The 23188-nt window shown below is 70.0% G+C and carries 19 protein-coding genes; 11 read left to right on the top strand and 8 right to left on the bottom strand.

What is annotated here, in order from left to right; genetic code table 11:
- Positions 1-264 precede the first annotated feature (264 nt).
- From ACFP1K_RS14980 to ACFP1K_RS14960, 5 genes are all read left to right on the top strand, one after another.
- On the top strand, positions 265-2322 hold the full coding sequence (locus ACFP1K_RS14980; protein WP_380752529.1) for a cellulose binding domain-containing protein: 2058 nt from the start codon (positions 265-267) through the stop codon (positions 2320-2322).
- A gap of 70 nt (positions 2323-2392) precedes the next feature.
- A complete protein-coding gene (locus tag ACFP1K_RS14975) occupies positions 2393-3016 on the top strand; it encodes an ArsR/SmtB family transcription factor (protein WP_380752526.1) in 624 nt (207 codons plus the stop codon).
- Positions 3017-3361: 345 nt separating this feature from the next.
- Positions 3362-6481 (top strand): glycosyl hydrolase 115 family protein, encoded by a 3120-nt coding sequence (locus ACFP1K_RS14970; protein WP_380752689.1) that lies wholly within the window; start codon positions 3362-3364, stop codon positions 6479-6481.
- Positions 6482-6755: 274 nt separating this feature from the next.
- Entirely contained in the window at positions 6756-9416 is a 2661-nt protein-coding gene (locus ACFP1K_RS14965) for a glycoside hydrolase family 3 N-terminal domain-containing protein (RefSeq protein WP_380752523.1), read from the top strand.
- Positions 9417-9775: 359 nt separating this feature from the next.
- The gene (locus ACFP1K_RS14960; protein ID WP_380752520.1) at positions 9776-10309 is read left to right on the top strand and encodes a DUF6886 family protein; all 534 of its coding nucleotides are present in this window, start codon (positions 9776-9778) and stop codon (positions 10307-10309) included.
- A 4-nt stretch (positions 10310-10313) separates the two neighbouring features.
- Here the strand turns inward: ACFP1K_RS14960 and ACFP1K_RS14955 are convergent, their stop codons facing one another.
- A complete protein-coding gene (locus ACFP1K_RS14955) occupies positions 10314-10733 on the bottom strand; it encodes a CoA-binding protein (protein WP_380752517.1) in 420 nt (139 codons plus the stop codon).
- Positions 10734-10866: 133 nt separating this feature from the next.
- On the opposite strand from ACFP1K_RS14955, the gene ACFP1K_RS14950 reads away from it, so the two are divergent.
- Positions 10867-11958: an ADP-ribosylglycohydrolase family protein gene (locus ACFP1K_RS14950; RefSeq protein WP_380752514.1), complete on the top strand. Its 1092-nt coding sequence runs from the start codon at positions 10867-10869 to the stop codon at positions 11956-11958.
- A 20-nt stretch (positions 11959-11978) separates the two neighbouring features.
- On the opposite strand, the gene ACFP1K_RS14945 is transcribed toward ACFP1K_RS14950, so the two are convergent.
- Complete coding sequence (locus ACFP1K_RS14945; RefSeq protein WP_380752511.1) at positions 11979-12719, bottom strand: alpha/beta fold hydrolase; 741 nt, start codon at positions 12717-12719, stop codon at positions 11979-11981.
- 226 nt (positions 12720-12945) lie between these two features.
- Between ACFP1K_RS14945 and ACFP1K_RS14940 the strand changes: the two genes are divergently transcribed.
- Positions 12946-13632: a GntR family transcriptional regulator gene (locus tag ACFP1K_RS14940; RefSeq protein ID WP_380752508.1), complete on the top strand. Its 687-nt coding sequence runs from the start codon at positions 12946-12948 to the stop codon at positions 13630-13632.
- Positions 13599-14627 carry a 1-aminocyclopropane-1-carboxylate deaminase gene (locus ACFP1K_RS14935; protein ID WP_380752505.1) on the top strand — a complete coding sequence of 343 codons (1029 nt, stop codon included), beginning with the start codon at positions 13599-13601 and terminating at the stop codon, positions 14625-14627. Before ACFP1K_RS14940 ends, ACFP1K_RS14935 begins: the two co-directional genes overlap by 34 nt.
- Before the next feature lie 16 nt (positions 14628-14643).
- Here ACFP1K_RS14935 and ACFP1K_RS14930 read toward each other — a convergent pair whose 3' ends face one another.
- The 3 genes from ACFP1K_RS14930 to ACFP1K_RS14920 form a co-directional block, all read right to left on the bottom strand.
- Positions 14644-14928 (bottom strand): HNH endonuclease, encoded by a 285-nt coding sequence (locus tag ACFP1K_RS14930; RefSeq protein WP_380752502.1) that lies wholly within the window; start codon positions 14926-14928, stop codon positions 14644-14646.
- The gene (locus ACFP1K_RS14925; protein WP_380752499.1) at positions 14820-15578 is read right to left on the bottom strand and encodes a hypothetical protein; all 759 of its coding nucleotides are present in this window, start codon (positions 15576-15578) and stop codon (positions 14820-14822) included. The genes ACFP1K_RS14930 and ACFP1K_RS14925 overlap by 109 nt, the downstream gene beginning before the upstream one ends.
- 108 nt (positions 15579-15686) lie before the next feature.
- Positions 15687-17018 carry a helix-turn-helix domain-containing protein gene (locus ACFP1K_RS14920; RefSeq protein ID WP_380752683.1) on the bottom strand — a complete coding sequence of 444 codons (1332 nt, stop codon included), beginning with the start codon at positions 17016-17018 and terminating at the stop codon, positions 15687-15689.
- Between the two features lie 263 nt (positions 17019-17281).
- On the opposite strand from ACFP1K_RS14920, the gene ACFP1K_RS14915 reads away from it, so the two are divergent.
- Positions 17282-17671, top strand: a complete 390-nt coding sequence (locus ACFP1K_RS14915; RefSeq protein ID WP_380752496.1) for a hypothetical protein — start codon at positions 17282-17284, stop codon at positions 17669-17671.
- Entirely contained in the window at positions 17668-18090 is a 423-nt protein-coding gene (locus tag ACFP1K_RS14910; protein ID WP_380752493.1) for a hypothetical protein, read from the top strand. Before ACFP1K_RS14915 ends, ACFP1K_RS14910 begins: the two co-directional genes overlap by 4 nt.
- A gap of 241 nt (positions 18091-18331) precedes the next feature.
- On the opposite strand, the gene ACFP1K_RS14905 is transcribed toward ACFP1K_RS14910, so the two are convergent.
- Positions 18332-18679, bottom strand: coding sequence for a hypothetical protein (locus tag ACFP1K_RS14905; protein WP_380752490.1), 348 nt, complete (start codon positions 18677-18679; stop codon positions 18332-18334).
- Positions 18680-18996: 317 nt separating this feature from the next.
- On the opposite strand from ACFP1K_RS14905, the gene ACFP1K_RS14900 reads away from it, so the two are divergent.
- Positions 18997-20217 (top strand): hypothetical protein, encoded by a 1221-nt coding sequence (locus tag ACFP1K_RS14900; protein WP_380752487.1) that lies wholly within the window; start codon positions 18997-18999, stop codon positions 20215-20217.
- A 138-nt stretch (positions 20218-20355) separates the two neighbouring features.
- Here the strand turns inward: ACFP1K_RS14900 and ACFP1K_RS14895 are convergent, their stop codons facing one another.
- Both ACFP1K_RS14895 and ACFP1K_RS14890 read right to left on the bottom strand, forming a co-directional pair.
- Entirely contained in the window at positions 20356-20742 is a 387-nt protein-coding gene (locus ACFP1K_RS14895) for a DNA/RNA helicase domain-containing protein (RefSeq protein WP_380752680.1), read from the bottom strand.
- A gap of 480 nt (positions 20743-21222) precedes the next feature.
- Positions 21223-22998: a DNA/RNA helicase domain-containing protein gene (locus tag ACFP1K_RS14890; protein WP_380752484.1), complete on the bottom strand. Its 1776-nt coding sequence runs from the start codon at positions 22996-22998 to the stop codon at positions 21223-21225.
- Positions 22999-23188: the final 190 nt, after the last annotated feature.

Raw genomic sequence — 23188 nt, 5'->3', positions numbered from 1 at the left:
AGCGTACCGCCGCCCTTCCGTATTCCAGCGGCCCGCCCGTCCTTGCGACCGATTGTGCCCGCCGCCCCACGGACCCTCAAGATCGGCCTGGAACAGGGCAGGTCGCCGGCCGGATTTGAGCGCTGGATGTAATTTTCACCGTCGACCTGGGACGAAGCCGGGCTTCGTTGACACCGTTCCAACCGGCTCATACGTTCTGGCCGATCCGCCTGACACCCCTGGCCTCGCGCCCTCGTGTCCGCGAGCCCTCCGGATTGGACGACCATGAGATTTCCCCGGCTCCGCCGTGTCCTGGCGGGCGGGGCGTTACTCGCCGCGGGCGCCTTGGTGCACGCCGCCGCGCCCGCCGCCGACGCCTCGACCGTCCCCGCCCGTGTCACGGTGAACACCCGTGCGGGCCTCGCCACCGTGCCGGGCACCGGCATCGGTGTCAACCACGCCATCTGGGACACCCACCTCGGCGCGGCCCCCGTAGCCGACCTGCTGAAGGACGCGGGCGTCCAGATGATCCGCTACCCGGGCGGCTCCTACGCCGACATCTACCACTGGCAGAACCACACCGCCCCCGGCGGCTACGTCGCCCCCGACACCGACTTCGACACCTTCATGAGCGGCGTGCGGCGCACCGGGGCCCAGCCCATCGTCATCGCCAACTACGGCACCGGCACCCCGCAGGAGGCCGCCGCCTGGGTCGAGTACGCCAACGTCACCAAGGGATACGGCGTCAAGTACTGGGAGATCGGCAACGAGAACTACGGCAACGGCCACTACGGCTCCCAGTGGGAGGCCGACGACCACGCCGACAAGAGCCCGGCCGAGTACGCCCGCAACGTGGTCGCCTACTCCCAGGCGATGAAGGCCAAGGACCCCACCATCAAGATCGGCGCGGTGCTCACCACCCCGGCCGGCTGGCCGGACGCGATAACCGCCGCCGGTGACTCCGGCTCGTGGAACCAGACGGTGCTGTCCATCGCGGGCCCGAGCATCGACTTCGGGATCCTGCACTGGTACCCGGGCCAGAGCGGCATGGCCGACATGCTCACCAGGCCCGCGCAGATCGACGACATGATCCACCTGGTCAAGCGGCAGATCGCGCAGTACGCGGGGGCCGGTTCGTCGCGCATCGGCCTCGCGGTCACCGAGGTCAGCAGCACGGTCGGCACCAACACCCAGCCGGGCGCGCTGTTCGCCGCCGAGGCCTACGCCCGGCTGCTGGAGAACGGCGTGTTCACCGTCGACTGGTGGAACGTGCACAACGGCATCGGCACCGTGTCCGAGGTGGCCGGCCACACCGACTACGGCGACTGGGGCCTGCTGTCCAGCGCCAACTGCGCGGGCGACGTCTGTCAGCCGGCGCTCAACACGCCGTTCCCGCCGTACCACGCGCTGGACATGCTGAGCGTGTTCGCCAGGCCCGGCGACCAGATGGTCCGCGCCACCGCCGACGAGCCGCTGATCAGCGCGCACGCGGTGCGCCGCGCCAACGGCGAGGTGGCCCTCCTGCTGGTCAACAAGGACCCGGACGCGCCCCGCGAGGTCACCATCGACTACTCGGGCGGCTTCGCCCCCGCCGCCGGGGCGCCGATGGTCCACTCGTTCACCAACGGCGCCGCCGGGGTGAGCGCCGCCCCGGCGGGCACGGCCACCTCCCAGGTGCTGCCGCCGTACTCCCTCACCACGGTGGTGCTGCGCCCGGCCACGCCCGTGACCGGCGCGCCCGGGGCGCCGGGGCAGCCGGAGGTCACCGCGGTCACCGACACCACCGCGACGATCGCCTGGACCGCAGCCACGCCCGGCAGCCGCCCCATCGTCAAGTACGAGGTGCACCGCCAGGCCGGCGCGACCAGCGACCAGTGGGGTGAGACGCCGGGCACCTCGTTCACCGTGCGCAACCTGCTGCCCGGCACCCGCTACACGGTGAACGTCCTGACCAGGGACGCGGGCGGCGGGCTGTCGTGGGCGTCCGCGCCGCTGACCTTCACCACCGGCACCCCGGCGGCGAGCTCGTGCTCGGTCCGCTTCACCGACAACAACGACTGGGGCAACGGCTACATCGTCGGCCTGGACGTCACCAACAACGACACCGAGCCGCTGAGCGCCTGGACGCTCACCTACTCCTGGCCGACCGCCTGGCAGCAGATCAACGGCGGCTGGAACGCCGGCTGGGCCCAGGACGGCCGCAAGGTCACCGTGACCAGCCTGGAGGGCTCCACGCTGGCCCCCGGCGCCACCACGAGCGCGGGCACGGTCGCCTCCTACAGCGGACCCAACGTCCTGCCGGCCGTCTTCAAGCTGAACGGGAGGACCTGCACCACCCTCTGAACCGGGTCACGGTGGCACCGACGACTTACTTCTCGTTGACAAGAAAAGTCGTCGGTGTCACCGTGGTGTCATGCTCGATGTGGCGGTGATCGAGGACCCGGCCGCGGCCGAGGTCTCGCTGGACCCCGTGCGCGCCCGGCTGCTGGCGGAGCTGGCCACGCCCCTCTCGGCGACCATGCTCGCCGCCCGGGTCGGCCTGCCCCGCCAGAAGGTCAACTACCACCTCAAGACCCTGGAGCGGCACGGCCTGGTCGAGCTGGTCGAGGAGCGCAGGAAGGGCAACGTCCACGAGCGCGTCATGCGCGCCACCGCGGCCTCCTACGTCATCTCCCCGGCCGCGCTGGCCGCCGTCCAGCCCGATCCGGCGATGTCGCCGGACCGCCTGTCGGCGCGCTGGCTGCTGGCGGTGGCCGCCCGGCTGGTGCGCGACGTCGGGGCGCTGCTCAGCGGCGCCGAGCGGGCGGGCAAGCGGGTCGCGACGTTCGCCATGGAGGGTGAGGTGCGGTTCGCCACCGCGGCCGACCGGGCGGCGTTCGCCGAGGAGCTGGCCGGGGCGCTGGCCGTGCTGATCGCCCGCTACCACGACGAGTCGGCCGAGGGCGGACGGCCGCACCACGTCGTTGTCGCGCTCCATCCCGCCGTACCCTCCGGCTCCCCGGCCCGCGAGCCCGGGTCCGTGGTCGAGGATCACTGAAAGTTTCAGCCCTCTTCACAATCGTTTGTCATCCTTGTGCGGCGATGGATCACGGACCGCGGACACCGTCCCGCCCCCAATCACCGTGGACGCCCCCCGTCCGCCACCTGGCGGGTTTCCGGACCCGGTCGGCCGGCCCGCGGGCGGGACGCACCGTTGTTGACCCCACATGGGGTGGTGGCTACCATCCGGGTGATTTGATCACTACCGAAACGTTTCAATGGTGATCAAAAACTTTCTCCCGCCTGGCACGTCCCCTTCCCCGGAGATCGCCCTATGAGAAGGTTCGTCACTCCCCGGCCCCCCCGCGCTCCGTCGCGGACGGGCGGAGTCCTGTTGTCCCTGGTGGTACTGGTCACCGGCATCAGCCTGACCGTCCCCACGGCCCAGGCCGCCGGGCGTCCGGCCGCCAAGGCCGCCACCACGACCGGAGGTCACGCGGAGACACCCTCCTACATCGACACCAGGTCCGGCCCCGGACGGTTCCCGCTGGTCGCGAGCGGCAAGGCCGCCACGCTGGTGGTGAGCGCCGCCGACCACGCGGGCGTGGTCCGCGTCGTCGACGACCTGCAGGCCGACATCGAGAAGGTCACCGGCGTCAAGCCGGCCGTCTCCACCACCGTCCCGAGCCGCGGCGAGGTGGTGCTGATCGGGACCATCGGCAGGAGCCCGCTCATCGACGGCCTGGTGTCGTCCGGCAAGCTGAACGTCAGCGGGATCGCCGGCAAGTGGGAGACCTCGCTGCAGACGATCGTGTCCAACCCGCGGCCCGGCCTCAGCCGCGCCCTCGTCATCGCGGGCAGCGACCAGCGCGGCACCATCTACGGCGCCTACGACGTGTCCAAGAAGATCGGCGTCTCGCCGTGGCACTTCTGGGACGACGTGCCCGCCAAGCGGCAGAACGCGCTGTACGTCCTGCCCGGCCGCCACACCCAGGGCACCCCGGCGGTCAAGTACCGCGGCTTCTTCATCAACGACGAGAACCCGTCGCAGGGGACCTGGGCGCCGCGCTACTTCGGCCCCGGTCTCGCGCCGGGCTTCGAGGGCGGCTTCAACAGCAAGTTCTGGTCCAAGATCTTCGAAGTGATGCTGCGGCTCAAGGCCAACTACCTGTGGCCCGCCGTCTGGGGCCGCGCGTTCGCCGAGGACGACCCGCTGAACCACGCGACCGCCACCAGGTACGGCGTCGTCATGGGCACCTCGCACGAGGCGCCGATGATGCGCGGCATCGAGGAGTGGAACCGCCACGCCGTGGCCGCGGTCCGCGACAGCGCCGGCAACATCGTCACCCCCGGCCGCGACCCCTACGGCGGCACCGGCGAGTGGAGCTTCCGCCGCAACGGCGAGGCCATCAAGAAGTACTGGGCCGACGGCATCCGCCGGATGAAGGAGCAGAACTTCGAGGGCGTCGTCACGCTCGGCATGCGCGGCAACGGCGACGTCGGCCTGCCCGACGGCGACGGCATCGACCTGATGGAGAACATCCTGGCCGCCCAGCGGGAGATCCTGGCGCAGGAGAGCGGCGAGGACCTCACGAGCATCCCGCAGGTGCAGACCCTGTACAAGGAGGTCCAGCGGTACTGGGACCAGGGGCTGCGCCCGCCGGACGACGTCACCGTGGTCTTCTGCGATGACAACTGGGGCAACATGCGCAAGATGCCCGCCAAGGGGCTGCCCCCGCGCGCCGGCGGCTACGGCATCTACTACCACTTCGACTACGTCGGCGGCGGCCGCAACTACAAGTGGGTCGACACCATCAACCTGGTCAACACGTGGGAGCAGCTCAACCTGACCTACGCCAACGGCGTCGACCGCCTGTGGATGGTCAACGTGGGCGACATGAAGAACGAGGAGATGCCGCTCCAGTTCTTCCTGGACTACGCCTGGAACCCGTCCGCCATCCCGCTCGACAAGCTGGAGGACTGGGAGCGCGGCTACGCGGCGCAGAACTTCCCCTCGGACAAGGCCGCGGCCGTCGCCGAGGTCCTGCACGACTACGGCGTGCTGCAGGCCCGCCGCAAGCCCGAGCTACTCAACCGCAAGATCACCCTGGATCCGGCCAAGAACCCGGCGACCGACTCCAGCGCGATCGTCTACGACGACGCGGCCTCGCCCATCAGCCTGACCAACTACCAGGAGATGGCGCGGTTCGTCGACGAGTGGCGCCGCCTGGCCGCCAAGGCCGAAAGGCTCCGCGGGCAGCTGCCCGACAGATACGACGACGCGTACTACCAGCTCGTCTACTACCACACCGTGGCCTCGGCCAACCTGTACGAGCTGCGCGAGGCGCAGTTCACCAACCAGCTGTACGCGCAGCAGGGCCGCGCCGCCACCAACGACGTGGCGGACCTCGCGCAGGCGCGGTTCGACGAGGACCAGGCGATGTCGGCCTACTACAACAACGATCTGGCCGGCGGGAAGTGGAACGGCTGGCAGCTCCAGCCCAAGATCGGATACGGCGACATCGCGCGCTACGGCCCGAACGCGCCCTGGCAGCAGCCCGAGCAGAACAACGTGGCCCTGCCCGACGCGTTCTACCCGTACCTGAAGCGCATCGAGGTGCCGAGCGGCGCCGACATGGGCGTCGCGCTGGACGGCTCGGAGCAGTGGTGGCCGAACGCGGGCACCGCGGCCGTCCTGCCGGTGTTCAGCCCGTACCAGAGCTACGGGAACCAGTACATCGAGGTCTTCAACCGCGGCACCACCGCGTTCGGCTACAGCATCCGGCCGTCCGTGCCGTGGGTGACGGTCTCGCCGTCGCAGGGTTCCGTCGCCAAGCAGGTGCGCGCGACCGTCAAGGTCGACTGGGCGCGGGCGCCGAAGGGCAGGACCGAGGTGCCCGTCACGGTGACCGGGCCGAACGGCGCGCGCGTGGTGGTCACCGCGATCGTGGACAACCCCGACGTGCCGCGGCACCGCCTCAAGGGCTTCGTCGAGGCCGGCGGGTACATCGCCTTTGACGCCGCCCACTACAGCAAGGCCGTGGGCGGCTCCGGGGTCGGCTGGAAGGTGCTCCCGGAGATCGGCAAGTCGACCGACGGCGTGACGCCGACCCCGGTCACCGCGGACAGCCGGACCCCGGGCGGCAACAGCCCGCGCCTGGAGTACACGCTGACCAACTTCACCACCGGTCCGGTGAAGATCTCCACGGTGCTGTCGCCGCGGAACAACGTCCTGCCGACCGACGGCCTGAGGTACGCCATCTCGATCGACGACCAGGCGCCGCAGATCGTGAACATCACCACCACGACCGGCGCCAACGACACCACGATGAACCGTCAGTGGGAGCGCAACACCTCTGACAACGTCAACGTGACCACCACCACGCACACCCTCGCCACGCCCGGCGTGCACACGCTGAAGGTGTGGATGGTCGACCCGACCGTGATCGTCCAGCGGATCATCGTCGACACCGGCGGCCTGCGCTGGAGCTACCTCGGCCCGCCGGAGAGTCAGAAGCTCTGAGACCGGCGGCCCGGGGCCGCGTCCTACAGGGGGGCCCGCTGTCAGAGAACGCTCTCTGGCGGCGGGCCTCCCGCATGCGGGCCCTCGCGCCACCTGGTCACGGGAACCGCTGTCCCACCTGGGGATCCGCGTCCCATCGCGCGTGGACAGGGCCCTTCTCCCCTGGGAGAGCGCTCTAGTGAGGCTCTTGACTCCGCATCGTTACACGGCGAAGATCGGCGCACGCGGCCCAGGCCGGCCGCCGAGATCGTCATCCGATCGAGAACGGACCCTCATGACCAGACCCTTTGCCCGTTCCGGCGCCCGGCGGAAGCTGTCCGCCGCGCTCGCCGGGGCCGCGCTCCTGGCCGGCGGCGTCGCCGCGGCGCCGGGCGCCGGCGCCGAGACCGCCTCGGGCGGGCGGCAGCCGGTGATCGGGAAACCCCCCATGGACCACGGCTGCGCCCGCATCGAGAAGAGACTGCCCACGCTCGCCGACTGGCCGAAGGTGGAGAGCGCCGTCAAGCGCGACCCCTCCGACGAGAGGCGGATCGCCAAGATAGTCGCCGGGATGACGCTGGCCGAGAAGGTCGGCCAGATGACCCAGCCGGAGATCACCCAGATCACCCCGGAAGAGGTCAAGCAGTACTTCATCGGAACGGTGCTGAACGGCGGCGGCGCCTGGCCGAACCGCGACAAGCACGCCTCCACCCAGGACTGGCTGTCCCTCGCCGACGCCTACTGGCAGGCGTCGGTGAGCACCCGCACCAAGATCCCGGTCATCTGGGGCATCGACGCCGTGCACGGCAACAACAACGTGTACGGTGCGACGATCTTCCCGCACAACATCGGGCTCGGCGCCGCGCACGACCCCTGCCTGATCCGCGACATCGGCGAGGCCACCGCCCGGCAGATCCGCGTCACCGGCCAGGACTGGGCGTTCGCGCCCACCCTCGCCGTGGTGCGCGACGACCGGTGGGGGCGCACCTACGAGGGCTTCTCCGAGGACCCGCGCATCACCCGCGCCTACGGCTACGAGGCGGTCCGCGGCCTGCAGGACGGCAACTCCCACCGTCTCGGCAGCAAGGGCGTCATCGCGACCGCCAAGCACTTCATCGGCGACGGCGGCACGCTGAAGGGCACCGACCAGGGGGTCAACCCCTCCACCGAGGCCCAGATGATCAACCTGCACGGCCAGGGCTACTACGGCGCCCTCGCCGCCGGGGCCCAGTCGGTGATGGTGTCGTTCAACAGCTGGACCAACGCCGAGGCCGGCATCGACGAGGGCAAGCTGCACGGCAGCGAGCGCGCCCTGAAGACCATCCTCAAGGGCAAGATGGGCTTCGACGGCCTGGTGGTGTCCGACTGGAACGGCATCGGGCAGGTCGCCGGGTGCACCAACTCCAGCTGCGCCAAGGCCGTCAACGCCGGCATCGACGTCATCATGGTGCCGGGGGAGTGGAAGGCGTTCATCGCCAACACCATCGCCCAGGTGCAGAGCGGCGAGATCCCGATGTCGCGCATCGACGACGCGGTGACCCGCATCCTGCGCGTCAAGCTGCGCTCCGGCGTGTTCGACGCGCGCAAGCCGTCCGCCCGGCCGTACGCCGGCTCGGCCGAGGCGCTGCAGGCCAAGCGGCTGTCGCGTGAGGCCGCGCGCGCCTCGCAGGTGCTGCTGAAGAACAACGGCAAGGTGCTGCCGCTGTCCTCGCGGTCCAAGGTGCTGGTGGTCGGCAAGACCGCCGACAGCCTGCCGAACCAGACCGGAGGCTGGTCGCTGACCTGGCAGGGCACCGGCAACACCAACGCCGACTTCCCGAACGGCACGACCATCCTCGGCGGCCTCCGCGAGGCCCTCGGCACGGCCAACGTGACGTTCAGCGAGACGGCGGACGGCGTCGACCCGTCGGCGTACGACGCGGTCGTCGCGGTCATCGGCGAGACGCCGTACGCCGAGGGCGTCGGCGACCTGTCCCGCCGCACCCTGGAGGCCGCCAAGCTGTACCCGGCCGACCTCGCGGTGCTGGACAAGGTGTCCGGCAAGGGCGCGCCCGTCGTCACCGTGTACGTCAGCGGCCGCCCGCTGTACGTCAACAAGGAGCTCAACCGGTCCGACGCGTTCGTGGCGGCCTGGCTGCCCGGCACCGAGGGCGGCGGCGTCGCCGACCTGCTGGTCCGCGGCCGCAACAGCGGCCACGGCTACACCGGCACGCTGTCGTACTCCTGGCCGAAGAGCGCCTGCCAGACGCCGCTCAACCCCGGCGACGAGGGCTACGACCCGCTGTTCCGCCCCGGCTACGGCCTGCGCTACGGCCAGTCCGGCAACGTCGGCACCCTGGACGAGACCTCGCCCGAGTTCGCCTGCGGCCAGACCGGCGGCGGCGGCACCGCGACCGAGCCCCTGTCCGTCTTCGAGCGCACCGACTCCGCGCCCTACCGCAGCTTCATCGGCTCGCCCGAGAACTGGGGCGGCACCGAGATCGGCCCCGACGCGACCGCGTCCCACGCCGAGATCAACGTCGTCCCCGCGGACGTCAACGTCCAGGCCGACGGCCTCAAGGCCACCTGGACCGGCGTCGGCCCCGGCCAGATCTACATGCAGGACCCCGCCGGCGGCAGCGACCTCCGCGGCTACCTCAACGCCGACTCCGCCCTGGTCTTCGACACCATCGTCCACTCACCCCCCGCCGCCCGCACCGTGATCAGCGTCCACTGCGTCTACCCCTGCTTCACCGAGGTCGTCGCCACCAACCTGTTCACCTCCATGCCGACCGGCGTCAAGCAAACCGTCAAGATCCCCCTCTCCTGCTTCGCCAACGGCCTCGACCCGGAGAACATCAACACCCCGTTCCTCGTCTACACCGAAGCCGCCTTCTCCGCCTCCTTCGCCAACGTCCGCTGGGTCCCCCAAGCCGCCAAAGACCCCGACGCCAAATCCTGCTCCGACCTGACCTAACCCCCACCAACCACAACCAACCGCGGGCGCCCCTCCGGGGCGCCCGCCCCACCCCCTTGCGCCCGCCCCACCCCCTTGCCCTCGCACCATGGCCGATGCCCCCACCCCGGACGCGCGCTCGATCGGCGCCGCGACGGCGGGACGTGGTACGGCGAACCCGGCGCCGCCGTACGGCGGTTGACCTAGCCCCTCCTCCGTTACCCGCACGGGTTGTCCGCCCCGAACGGACATCCGCCCCGGCGGTCGCCCCGGCGATCGCCTTGGTCGGCGCCGCGACGGCGGGACGCGGCACGGCGAACCCGGCGCCGCCGTCCGGCGCTCGGCCGGAAAGCCGTGGACGTGACTGGTACACATTGAGCATGCGACCCGAACCCGGGCAGGTGCTGCACTTCTCGGAAGACCCCGCGATCACGCGCTTCGTGCCCCACGTGGCCGCCACCGCGCAGCAGCCGGAGGCGTACGTCTGGGCGGTGGACGCGCGGCGGGCACCCGACTACTGGTTCCCCCGCCAATGCCCGAGGGCCCTCGCGTGGACGACACCGTCCACCACCGAAGCGGATCGCGAGCGCATCCTGGGCCCCGGCTGCGGCGAACGCATGCACGCCATCGAGTACCGATGGCTGGAAGCGATGCGAACCGTCAAGCTGTACGCCTACCGCTTCCCCGCCGACTCCTTCACCCCGTTCGGCACCCCCTACCCCAACGCCCACGTCGCCACGGAACCGGTCGAACCCCTCGGCCCCCCGGAGCCGGTAGGCGACCTCTTCGCCCTCCACGAGGAGGCAGGCATCCACCTTCGCGTCCTCCCCGGCCTCTGGCCCTTCTGGGACGCCGTCACGCGAAGCACCCTCGGCTGGAGCGGCATCCGCCTGCGCAACGCCCGTCCCCGGTGAGCGGTCAGGCCCGCCGGCGCAGGGTCCACTCGATGGCGGGGCACCGGTCCATGACGACGTCGAGCCCGGCGTCGAGGGCACGCCGCCCGGCGTCCTCGTCGACCACCCCAAGCGGAAGCCAGACCGCCCCGGCCCCGGCCGCGATCGCCTCGTCCACCGCCTGCCCGGCGAACTCCGACCGCCGGTACACCCCGACGACGTCCACCTTGACCGGCACGTCGGCCAAGGACGCGTACACCGGCTCACCCAGCACCGTCTCGGCGGCAGGATGGACCGGAACGATTCGCTTGCCCCTCATCTGGAGCAGTTGCGCCTGCTCGTAGGCCGTGCGACCCGGGTCGTTGCCGAGCCCCACGAAGGCCCATGTCTGCGACTCGTCGAGCAGCCGCTCGATGACCTGCTCATCCGCGAAACGATCGTCCATGTCCGCATCAACACGACAGGGACGGCGCCGCTTCCCGCCTGGTGAGAGACATCAGGCTGATCCGGCGACAAGGGCGCGCGGGCGCCGTGACGCGCGTTACGGTCGGTCGAGCCCCCGAAAGGAGTCAAGCGCCGTGCGCGATACCGGGACGGTCGACATCTCCTACCACGACCGGGTGCGCGGCTGCCTCCTCGGCGGGGCGATCGGTGACGCGCTCGGCGCGCCGATCGAGTTCGACTCGATGAGCACCATCCGCCGGAACCACGGCGCGGCCGGGCTGACCGACCTGACGCCTGACTGGCGCGGCAGGACAGGGCTGATCACCGATGACACCCAGATGACGTTGTTCACGGTCGAGGGCCTGATCCGCGCCGGCGTACGAGCGCGCGAAAGGGGCTTCGTCTCGCTGGTGGACGTCGTCCGTAACGCCTACCTGCGCTGGCTCGACACGCAGACCCACCCGTCCCCGCCCCCCGCGGACGGCCTTGTCCGCACCGGCCGCCTCCGCGAGCAGATATGGCTGTACTCCCGCCGTGCTCCCGGCAACGCCTGCCTGTCCGGCCTGCGCCAGGGCCCCGGCCCGCTCGCGGCTCCCGGCGAACCCGGTCCGGTCAACCCCGGCTCCAAGGGCTGCGGCGCCGTGATGCGCTCGGCCCCCTTCGGCCTGGCCGCGCGCGACGCGCGCGACGCCTTCCGGTCCGCGGCCGACTGCGCCCAGATCACCCACGGGCACCCCACCGGCCACCTCGCGGCCGGGGCGTTCGCCGCCGTCGTCTTCCACGTCGCGCAGGGCATCCCGCCGGCGGAGGCCGTGCACGAGACCCTCGCTCTGCTCGGCGGGTACCCGGCCCACGAGGAGACCACCGCCGCGATCCAATACGCGGTCGACCTGACGTACGACGAACGGCCCGCCCCCGAGACGGTGGAGAAGCTGGGCGGCGGCTGGGTCGCCGAGGAGGCCCTCGCCATCGCCCTCTACTGCGTCCTGGCGGTGGGCGACGACATCGAGCGAGCACTTCTCCTGGCGGTCAACCACTCCGGCGACAGCGACTCCACCGGCGCCATCTGCGGCAACCTCCTCGGCACCCGCCACGGCCGGTCCGCCCTGCCGAGGCGCTGGCTCGACCGCCTGGAGGGTGGAGACGCCATCACCGGCCTCGCCGACGACCTCGCCGTCCACGTCACCGGAGGCGCCACAGCCCGGGACAGGTACCCGGGCTGCTGACCCCGCGCAGCGTCCGGGTTCTACCCGGCTCGTCCGGCCGTGGCACGCGCGGCCTCGTCGATCAGTCCGGCGACGGCGTGCGGCCGGGAGACGGTGACCGCGTGGGAGGCGTCGATCTCGACGGTGGCGGACCCGGCGCGTTTGGCCATGAAGCGCATCGACGCCGCCGGAATGGCCAGATCCTGAGTGGTGATCATGGTCCAGGACGGGACGGACTTCCAGGCCGCCCTGGTGGCGGTGTCCTGGAGCGCGGACGCCGCGATCGGCCGCTGCGTGGCCGCCATCAGCGCGGCGACCTCGGGGTCGACGTCGGCGGCGAACACCGCGTGGAAACCGTCCTGCCGGATGTAGAGGTCGGAGCCCGAGCCGCCGCCGGGGAGGGGGAACGGCACGGGGGCGAGGGCCGGGCCGAGTTCGCCCCCCGGGAACTTGGCGGCCAGTTCGGCGGTGCTCTCGCCGGCCTCCAGGTTGAAGCTGGCGACGTAGACGAGCGCCACGACGCCGCCGGCGCCGTCGGCGGCCTCGCTCATCACCGAGCCGCCGTAGGAGTGTCCGGCGACCACGACGGGGCCGGACTGCGCGTCCAGGACGCTGCGCAGGTAGGCGGCGTCCTCCCGCAGGCCGCGCAGCGGGTTGGCGACGGCGACGACCGGATAGCCGCGCCGCCGCAGCTCGGCGATCACGCCGTTCCAGCTGGAGGAATCGGCGAACGCGCCGTGGACCAGGACGACGGTGGGACTGGCGGGGGCAGTGGTGTTCATCGGGTACGGCCTTTCGGTGGCCGGGCGGCGCGAGACGCCCGGGCGCGGTGCCGTGGACATGCCCCCGCGACGACGGTCGACGGAGGCCCCGGCAAGGGCGCCGTGTCGTCCCGAGCTTCGGGATGCCCGGGACGGTGCAGTAGTATGCAATATATTGCAGGGGATTTCTGCCGTCAACAAGTCATCTGAGCTTGCGAAACGCCGCCTGATAGGCGCAATATATTGCATGCCCATCCCCGAGAACACGCCGGCGATCGACCGGCACCTCCTGCGCGACAGCGTCTACCACCACCTGCGCGACGCCATCGTCAAAGGCGTGTTCGTGCCGGGCGAGCAGCTGCGCGACATGGAGCTCGCCGCCTGGCTCGGTGTCAGCCGCACCCCGGTCCGCGAGGCGATGTTGCGGCTGGCCGACGCCGGGCTCGTCGTGGCCCGGCCGGGCCGGTCCACGACCGTCAGCTCGCTGGCCCTGCGGGACGTCCGCGACGCGCGCGACGTGGTCGCCGCGATGCACGAGGTGGCCGTGCGGGAGGCGGTGGCCGGCCTCACCGAGGCCGACCTCGACGCCATGCGCGCCGCGAACCGCCGGTTCCGCACGGCGGTCGAGCGCGGCGACGTCGACGAGGCCCTGCGCGCCGACGACGACCTGCACGGGATCCCGGTGACCGTGGCCGCGAACCGTGCGCTGGCCACCGTTCTCGACCAGTTCACACCCGTGCTGCGCCGCGCGGAACGGCTGCGCTTCTCCACGCTCGGCGGACGCGTCTCGATCGCCCGGCACGATGAGCTCATCCGGCTCTGCGCCGCGGGAGACGCGGACCAGGCGGCGGCCATCGCTTTCGACACCTGGCGTTCCCTACCGGCCTACGAGGAGGAATCGTGGCCCTTTCCGCCTTCCCCCGCCACCCCCTGACCTTCGGACCGAGCCCGGTCCACCCGCTGCCGCGACTGACCGCTCACCTCGGCGGCGCGTCGATCTGGGCCAAACGGGAGGACTGCAACGCCGGGCTCGCCTACGGCGGCAACAAGACCCGCAAACTGGAGTACATCGTCCCCGACGCGCTGGCCCAGGGCGCCGACACGCTGGTGTCGATCGGCGGCTACCAGTCCAACCACACCCGCCAGGTCGCCGCCGTCGCCGCGTCCCTCGGCCTGAAGGCGGTGCTGGTGCAGGAGAACTGGGTCGACTGGCACGACTGCGTCAACGACCGCGTCGGCAACATCATGCTGAGCCGCATCATGGGCGCCGAGGTCCGTCTCGACCCCGCCGGCTTCGGCATCGGCGTCAAGGAGTCCTGGACCCGCGCGATCGAGGACGTCAAGCAGCGCGGCGGCATACCGTACGCCATCCCCGCCGGCGCCTCCGACCACCGGCTGGGCGGCCTCGGCTTCGCGCGCTGGGCCTACGAGGTCGAGCGACAGGAACACGACCTCGGCGTCTTCTTCGACACCATCGTGGTCTGCTCCGTCACCGGCTCCACCCAGGCAGGCATGATCGCCGGCTTCGCCGCCCTGGAGGAGGCCGGCGCCCGCCCCCGCCGCGTGATCGGCATAGACGCCAGCGCCAAGATCGCCGAAACCCGAGCCCAGGTGACCCGCATAGCCACCGCCACCGCCGCCCTGATCGGCGTCCCCCGCCCCCTGCGCGACGACGAGATCACCGTCCTCCCCGCCTGGTCCGGCGACCACTACGGCATCCCGGTGGCCTCCACCCTCGACGCCATCCGCCTCACCGGCCGCCTGGAAGGCATGATCATCGACCCCGTCTACGAAGGCAAGTCGATGGCCGCCCTGATCGACCTCGTGACCAGCGGCGACATCCCCAAAAACGCCACCGTCCTCTACGCCCACCTGGGAGGCCAACCGGCCCTCAACGCCTACAGCGGCCTGTTCCCCCACACGACCTGAATGGGATCGGCTCGGCTCAGGACGAGAGAAACACCTCGCTGACGTGCCATTCGAGCCCTTCCCGATCGGGCCGGTCGGGACGTGACTCCGGGACGGCTATCGGCTGCCCGGCCCGCCGGTAGAACTCCTCACCGTTGCCGGACTCGTCCCGCAACCGAGGGCTGACCCGCAGCCGGTAGTCGGGATCCACCGTCAGATATCCACGGTCGAAGAGCGTGTGCACGTCGGAGCGCAGCAGCACTCCGTTGTCCAGGCGATGCTGGCCGCCAGCCGAGAGCGGACGGATGTGCGCGGCCTGCATACGGGACGGATCTTGTCCCCGGTGACGGCGCACCGCCGATTGTAGGCACGCAGCACCACGGCCTGGAAGGACTGCTGGCCGAGACGGCGAGGGCTGAGGCGCGGGTCGCCGTAGACGGGGCCGTCACGGTGCCAGGGCTGGGACAGGTCGATCTCCACAGGGCTGCCGAGCAGGCGCAAGAGCAGATCATGGAAGTAGTCGGCGCGGGGGTGTACGGCGAGGTCGTACCCCTTGCCCTGCACGATGTTCGGCGCGAAGTCCGGCGGCGGCCCGGCGGAGTCGTCGAGCGGGAAGAAGCGTACGTCGCGGACGAAGACACATCCGATCGCCGGGTCCTCACCCGGGGCGATCGGCCGGCTGCGGTATCTGCCTATCCGCCGTCGCATCTCGTCCACGTCGGCCATCCCGTTGGCCTGTCCGAAGAACTCCCAGGCCTCGGACACGCGGAGCAGCGCGAAGCCGCTGTAGAACCCGCCACCGATCACGCGGTTGTGCGGGTGGTGACTTTTGAAGAAGAAGGGTTCGCCGGGGCTGAGAACCCGGAACTCACGCGCCCCCGACGGCCGCCAGAAGTTCACCTCGGTCAACGCCGGACGAGCGGCGAGGAAGCGATACCACTCACCATCGGTCACCCCGACGTACGCCTTCATGGAGGGAATTGTCCATCCCGTTGATCGTCGCTGCCAGCCGATTCCCTGAACAACCGGCCCGGCTGGTCGCGCTCACCCATGTCCGCCGGGGGGTGTCGTCCGTCCCTCTCAGTTCGAGGCCGAGGCGTCGATGGCCGCGCGGTAGTCGGCCAGCGCGGGAAGGGTGGCACGTTTCTCCGTGGGAACGGTGTCGAGCACGGCACGGGCGGTGTGCATGATCATGTGTGAGCGATAGGCAGGGTCGAGAGTGTCGACCACTTGCGTGGCGAGTTGAACGGCTTCGTTGTGTCCGCCCTGCGTGCCGACGCTGATGGCTTCGTGCAGGCGGACGTTGGTGGCGTTCTGGTAGCAGGGAGAGGCGGCGAGGAGCTGGTCCCGGGCCTCGCGTCCGGCTTCGGTCCTGCCGCCGTATGAGTGCACCCAGGAAGCGGTGAACCAGACCCCCGCACCTTTCCAGCCGTACTTCTCGCCTTCCACCTCGCGACCGGACAGTTCTTCCAGGTGGCGGAGCCGGTCGCGAGCTTCCTGGTGTCTGCCGAGCACGGCCAGGGCTTGCGCTTCGGCACCCAGGGCCTTCATGACACCGGCGGTGAGCCTGCCTCCGGCCAGCGATTGGGCGTGGCGGGCCAAGGTGAGGATGGCCTCGGGGGAACGCGGCGCGTACAGGCCGAACACCGCCTCGGTGCCCCTCACCCAGACCTTCATGTCCGTGTCCCCGGAGGAGTCGGCGGCGTGGCGGGCGGTGGTCCACCAGCGGCGGGCCGCGCCGTACTCGCCGAGACGGGTGAGGACGTTGGCGTGCAGGGCCGACAGCCAGGCGGCGGCTCGTTGCAGTTCGCTGGCGCGTTCCGGGGCCTCGCGCGCGAGCACCTGCTGCAGGGCCGCCAGGTCCAGGACGAGGTCGTCGCGCACTGTGGCGGGCGGTCGGGTGAGGACGGCGTGCAAGTAGTCGGCGCAGGTCAGGTGCCAGTCGTCCACGGTGAAGCCGTCGGCCGTGTTCAGGACCCGTTCGATCGCCTGGCGAACGGGCTCACCTGAACCGAACAGCGGAGTTTGGGCGAGCAGGCCTAGGCCGGCCAACTGGAATAGTTCGCGTCGTTCCATATCGTCTCCCTGGGGGAGTGCGCCGCCGTTGCCGTTTTCACGGTAACTGGCAATAGTCCGGTTTGTCGCGGTGGCGAGTTCGTCCAGGGTGCGATGTCCGAGGCGTTGCACCACCGGCCACAACTTTCTCAACTGGCCGTCCGCACGCAGGGCGTCGTCGATGGCCTGAACGCGCGAACCGGATTCCGGAAGGCTCTCACCTCGCTCGATGGACCCCAGCATGGACGCCGAATATCCCGTCCTGGCCGCCAGTTGGGCGACGGTAAGTGGTGCGCCGATCCTTATCTCATATGAATCGCGTAGATCGCGAATGAGTGCCCCGAAATAGTGAGCCATCGACCGGTAACGGTCGCAGGTCTTGCGTGGTGCGGGCATGCCGTATCTCACCTCCGGGGTCACGGAATCGCCGACCGTTCACCGATGGGGATCTGATCTTGCTCCGGTCACCGGCGACCCGTCAGCCTGGCCATAACTGTAAATGATGGCCCGATTACAGAGCGCCAGTTCTGAAAGTCGGCCCCGATCCGATCAGGAGTGCGATCCATGCCCGACCGCAGGCCCCCCACGGGCGGACGGCACGAGCGCCGGGAGAGCCATCGATGACCGGCCTGGACCTCCACACCCCTAGCCGCCTGACCTCCCACAGCCGCCGCCCGCCATCCGGACGTCACCGCCAGGGCAGACCACCCGTAGCACCCGCCCACCGGGAGTGGGACACCGTCCAGAAGGCTCGCGCCGCCCAACTCGACCTGCTCGAACCAGGCTGGCTGGTCCTCTACGGCCCCTACTTCCGCCGCTTCTGCGCCATAGCCCGCACGCAGGCGGTCGCCGAGCCGCTGGTCGAGGCATCCGGCCCAGACGAACTGCGCATCCTGATGCGCCTCGCCGAAACCGTCCCGGCACACGGAAGCCGCGCCGCGAAGACGGAAGAGCGCCTCGTCACCCTCCCGCGAGCCGTCCAGGCCGCGCGCACCCCGGCCCGCGCATGACCGGGCACCTGCTGTTCGGAATGCCGGAGGACCAGGCCGGACGCCACCGCGTCGCCCTGAGCGACCTGCGTGAGGAGCTGGAGTCCCACGGCCTGCGCTGCCGCTCGGTCGAGCGCCTGAACCTACCCCTGGACAGCGGCTACTTCAGACCGATCCTTCTCCCGCCGGAAATGGACGTCTACGGCGACGGCCACCTCATCGCGACCATCACCGTGGTGGACGTACCAGGCGACGGCGGTGCCTGGTTCCTGCTCAAAGACCCCAGCGGCCAACCCACCGAAGCCCACAGCACCAACACCCCGGCGACAGCCGCCGCCGCCGTCGCCACCCTCCACGAAGCCGGCAAACCACCCCAGTCCGATCACCCACCGTGCCGCACCCCTGGCCACCCGCCCGACGAACCCACGCCAGGCGCGTGAGCACCGCCGTGCCCCCACCAGGGGCCGCGGGCCGGTGACATCGCCGTACCCGGGACCGGGACAGTGGTTCGCCGCACGCGCGCTCTGTCGACGTGGCGTGGATCGGCGGTGATGGCGACCCATGCCCGGTCTAGGTTCTCCGGTGCCTGGGCGAGAAGGTGGTTCCAGCCCTCGGCCGCTCTGCGGTCGGCGAACCGTACGGTCCAGGGCCTGGGGCGGGGAACCTCCTCTCCTCGCCGGGTCACGCCTGCTCGCCAAGAGGACGGGGAACCTCCGCGCCGTCGCCGGGGAAGGGGCCCTGGAGATCGTGTGCGAGACGTGGGTCGCTCCACGCGACGGCGGTGGACCGCCATGAGATGAGCGCTCGGCTGAAGGGCACCAGCTCGCCCGTGTCCGCCCCGGCCAGCAGGTGGCCGAGCAGTTCGCGCACACAGGTGTGCCGCTCGGTCTCGGGTAGCCAGGTCGTCCACGGCACTTCTTCGGTCATGACCTCCTCGGCCAGCTCGCTGTTACGCCGGGCGACGATCGCCAGGGCGCGGGCGGCGATACGGAGCGAGGCCGCACCCGCTTCGAAGCGCTCGGCGCGCATCAGGACGGGCCTTTGGGGTGGGGGCGACCGTGCGGACGCGGCAAACCGACGATTGGCTATAAAACGGTGCTAGGCCGACAATTTCCGCAAATGCCCTTCGGGGGTGAGTTGCCAGGGGTGGTATCACACCGAGATACCTCTATCAAATACTTCTTTCGTTCGTGTGGCGGATATCTCTGGGGTGCTCATACCCCTGTCCAATGCCAGATTCACCCTCTAAGGTGTGTGACCGGGGCATCACAGTCGAGGCGGTAGCATCCTTCATCCCTGGGGGGATAATGGTTGAAATCAAGAATGTCGTTATTCTTGGCGACAGCATGTCCGATATCGGGAACAAGTGGCTGTGGCCGACCGGGGAGCTGGGGCGGCTGGCCAGGGCGATGCGGGTGAACGAGACGGGGCGGTTCAGCGACGGGAAGAACTGGACGGACTTTCTCGTCGAGTGGGCGACCGGTGAGACGCTCATGTGGGGGAACCGGGATCTGGCGATCGGTAAGTCCACGAACTACCGCACGTTGTCGGGGTATTCCGTGCTCGGGGTCGAGTCATGGGACAAACCGGTCGAGCCGCGGATTCCGCTGGAACTCGAGGAATACCTCAAGGTACTGAAAACGCCGTCGAAGCCCACCAAGCCGCTGCCGGAGATCAGGTACGTCAATTACGCCATGGGCGGGGCCATCGTCACCAGGGACTGGTCGCCCAAGTTCGGTGCTCTCACCTACCTCAGGGGGCAGGTGGAGGACTACGTCGCTCAGCGCAATCTCACGTCCAAGCCGTTCACCGAGGACACGCTGCACGTGATCTGGGTGGGGCTCAACGACTTCGTCACGGCGGTGCGCCCGGACTACGACCCGAAGATCAAGTCGTTGCCGTCCACCCTGGACTACGGGGCATGGCTGTCGTGGAGCCAGACGAATCCGAAGGATCTCACGGGTGGTGTCGGCGTCTTCCCGGCCGTGGCGGAGATCCAGTCCCTGGTGGAGACGATCAACTCCAGCTTCCCCGGCGAAGCCGACAAACACCACTTCATGGTGATCGACCTGCCGAGCGTGTACAACGCCATCCGCTTCATGGAAGGCCTCGGGGAATCCAAGTGGATCGGCCAGGCGGAGGCGATCGATCCCGTCATCCGGCGCTACAACGCGCTGCTGGAGAGCCTCGTGCAGAAGTGGCCGGCCGGGCCGGACGCGCCCGACCCGGCTCGGGTCCACCTCGTGCGGATGAGCGCGTGGATGGATTACGTCAGCGAGAACCTGGCCACATGGCAGCTGTCCAAGAAGGCTCAGGACAAGGGGGTGCGGCCCTTCTACACTCCGGGCCTCCCGCCGCAGCCGAAGCAGGATCCCACGTCGTCGGACATGCGGCGGCGCATCACGACCAGCGACCTGGCCCACCCGACCGAGGCGGTGTACGGCATCATCGCCCGGTACTTCGTGAGCCAGTTGCTGGCGAACGGATACACCCTGGGCAGGCTGACGGACGACACCTGGCCGGACCACGCGCCCTTCGGGAACCTGCCCTTCGACGTCCCGAAGTGATCTAGCCAGCGGTCGCACGACCGTGGAGAGCCCTGTACGTTCCGGAGCGTACGGGGCTCTCGCATGCCCCCCGATGACCCTCGCCGACTTCTCAGGCGTCACCACTGCAACTCCGCGACCAACTCCCCGGCACAGACCTCAGGTGTGTGCGGGCCGGTGCACCAGGCCGGTCAGGAAATCCTGGGTCTCCGGGTCGTCGGAGTACAGCACCACCCCTGCGAGTCCTCGGGTCAACAGGACCTTGTAGGTGTTGCGGACCAGCCGGTCGAACTGCTCGTGGGTCACCGTGGACCTCGTCAGATCAGGGTCTTTGCAGCCCTCGCGCTCGGTCACCATCCGTCCGCCGCGCACCAGCAGGTCGGGGCCGATGATCACGCCGGCCCAGTCGAACTCCAGGCCCTGGGCCGTGTAGACGCAGCCGATCTGCCCGAAGCCCCCGGGGGCGGTCGCCCAGATGATACTCGGAGGGGCCTCGCCGACCTTCGAGGTGCTGTTCGCGTTCCAGGGGCGTTCCCAGTCGCCGATCCGTACGTCCCGTTCAGCAGCCGATCGGCCGCGTGACGCCCTTCCGCGTCAGCGAACCGTCTCTTGAGGTATTCGATGAACGCGCTTCGCTCGGTCTGCGTGAACAGATGGACGTTCTTGTCCAGTGCCAGCTCGAAAAGGGCCTGGACACCGCGTCGCGTGGCGTTGTGCAGATAGACCACACCCTCCACCGCCTCGGGTGTTCCCTCGACGGCGCTGCAGTTCTCGACGAGCTGGCGGCAGTAATTGGAGACCTGGACGGCGGGGTGGGTGTCGTAGTCGTTGCGGCTCAGCGGCACCACGACCAGCTTCTCGTCGTCCTCGTAGAGCTCGGCCTCGCTCCACTGCTTGAGTTCGACCACCACGAACAGGTCTCTTCCGGTGCGCCGGTCGACGCCGGCCAGGACGGCGTCCGCGGAGCTGCTCTTGTTGTGCGGCATCGGATATTCGAGCAGCACCTCGATCCGGTCGAGTCCGGCGTCACGGAGATCCCGCGCCAGCGCGGACAGGCTGTTCGTCCACGCCCGCATCTGGCTCTTCCCCGCCGGCCGCCCCGTCTGGCGCCTGGTTGCCTCGGAGAGCACCGCGGTGAACGCAGGTGCCGAGCATGCCGCGGGTGAGCAGCACCTTGTAGGTGTTCCTGATGAGACGGTCGGCTTGCTCGTCGGTGGTGCCGCGGGTGAGGGCAGGGTCCTTGCTGGCCTGCCGGACGGTGGTGAGCCTGCCGTCCCGCACCACCAGGTCCGGCCCGATGATCACCCCGTTCCAGTCGTACTCGAACCCCTGGGCCGTGTAGACGCAGCCGACCTGCTCGAAGCCGCCGTCCATCGTGGCCCACAGCGCGCTCGCGGGGGCGCTTCCCACAGCCCGGTCTCCCTTGACGTTCCACGGACGGGACCAGTCGCCGATCCGCACGTCGTGGACCAGTGAGTCGTCCTTGCGCGGGTCGCTCCAGGGCCAGCAGAAACCGGCCGTCATCCTGGCCGAGTACCCCTCGGCGAGCTTCCCGTGCAGCGCGGTCTCGAGTTCCCACGGTGACTCCGCGAGGCCGACGGCGAAGTGGTCGTCGCCGGTCCACGGCCCGGGAGAGCGGCCGTCGAGGCCGAGGAGCGACAGGACCCAGTCCTCGTACGCGCGGCTGCCCCCGCAGCGGAACTGCTCGTCCAGCGACACCTCGTGGACGCGGAATCCGCGGGCCTGCGCATGGGACCTGATCTCGGCGACGGTGCCTGTCTCGCCCGGCCGCACGACCTGGTGCTCGTCCAGCAGGAACACCGGGACCCGCGCCGCGTCGATGAGCTCGTCCACCTGCCGCCGGTCGCCGCGCAGGCGGGCCGGGGTGTAGCGGTTCTGGGAGGTCTCCCTGATGCGGTGCGCCTCGTCGCAGATGAGCACGTCGAGGTCGTTGCGCCTGGACTCGGTGAAGCTGTTGAAGTACTTGAAGAGGTTCTTCACCTCCTTGGCGTCCGCCCGCCGGGCTCGCTCCGCGGCGTGCTGAACGATCTCGTACGCCAGCCGCTGCTCGGCGAGCAGGACGAACTGCTCCCGCTCCTTGATCTCCGCGGCGGCGAGCTTGAGGAGCTGCTTGGACGGCCGGATCACACTGCCGAGCAGGCGGTCGGCGGCACCGGCACCGGGCTGCGGGGCGAACCGGTCGCGGAGGTAGTCGAGAAAGGCACCCCGGCGGCTTTTGGCGAACATGCGGGCGTGTTCGCCGTCGACCGCCGAGTAGAGGTCCTCGATGTCGGGGTCGGCCGCGTTGTGAAGGTAGGCCACACCCCTGATCGCGTCGCTACGGCCGTGCAGTGCGCCGGTGAAGTCGGCGATGTACTCGCAGTATCCCTGCACCTGGAGCACCGGATGCAGCCGTGGTGCGCCGGGCACTCCCTCCACCAGCACGAGTCCCGGGTCGTCCTCGAACAGCTCGGCCCGGCTCCACTGCTTCAGCTCCACCACGACGTAGGCGTCCTCGCCGGTGCGGCGGTCCACGCCGGCCAGGACGACGTCGGCGCGCTTGCTGGTCAGCGGCAACTGGTACTCGACCAGCATCTCGACCTCGCCGAGCCCGGCGTCCACCAGGTCGCGGGCGAGGACGGGGAGGCTGCGGTCCCACGATCTCTGTTCCGCGGGGGAGGGGGCGATGTGCGCGGTCCTTCGGAGGTGCTCGGCGATGGCCTCGCTGAGACGTCTTTCTGGCAGGGAGGCGTCGAGCGCGAGCTTGGCCAGACTTTCGGCTGAATGCCGAAACGCCGTCACGGACCTACCCCCAGGCAGCACGAGAGACTCGTGCGGTATGGGGGCGTGTCCGCGATCAGACGGTCAGTCGACCTCAGATCAGCGGAAGCCCGTCGGGCCGCATCACTACGCCAGGCACATTACCTGGATCACCGGGCGAAATCAGGCCAGTCGCGGACCGGTCCAGCGGGAGCCGGCCGGATCGGCTCAA

This window comes from Sphaerisporangium aureirubrum (assembly GCF_042658925.1).
Taxonomy (GTDB): domain Bacteria; phylum Actinomycetota; class Actinomycetes; order Streptosporangiales; family Streptosporangiaceae; genus Sphaerisporangium; species Sphaerisporangium aureirubrum.
This window is presented reverse-complemented; position numbering and strand designations above follow the sequence as displayed.